Below are 519 nucleotides of genomic sequence, written 5' to 3' on the forward strand. Positions count from 1 at the left end.
ATACGCCCTTATTTAAAAGACTTATAAAAGGAATAAATAAAGCAAACAAAACATTAAAGTATTTAAGTTAATCAATATCTTTATTCTGTATTCTCCTTAGAAAGGAGGTGATCCATCCGCACCTTCCGGTACGGATACCTTGTTACGACTTCACCCCAATCACTAATCACACCTTAGGTACTTCCCTCCTTGCGGTTAGGCCAGTAACTTCAGGTGCAACTAACTCTCGTGGTGTGACGGGCGGTGTGTACAAGACCCGAGAACGTATTCACCGCAACATTGCTGATTTGCGATTACTAGTGATTCCAACTTCATGAAGTCGAGTTGCAGACTTCAATCCGAACTGAGAGTAGCTTTTGAGATTTGCTCCACATCACTGCTTCGCTCCTCTTTGTACTACCCATTGTAGCACGTGTGTAGCCCAGATCATAAGGGGCATGATGATTTGACGTCATCCCCGCCTTCCTCCGTGTTATCCACGGCAGTCTGTTCAGAGTTCCCGGCTTTACCCGCTGGCTA

General features: G+C 44.9%; 1 rRNA gene. It reads right to left on the reverse strand.

The window, feature by feature from the left end:
- Positions 1–100 precede the first annotated feature (100 nt).
- Positions 101–519 (reverse strand): 16S ribosomal RNA (locus EII23_RS12295); the annotation flags it as partial.

The organism is Desulfovibrio sp. OH1186_COT-070, from assembly GCF_003860215.1.
Taxonomy (GTDB): Bacteria; Desulfobacterota; Desulfovibrionia; order Desulfovibrionales; family Desulfovibrionaceae; genus Desulfovibrio.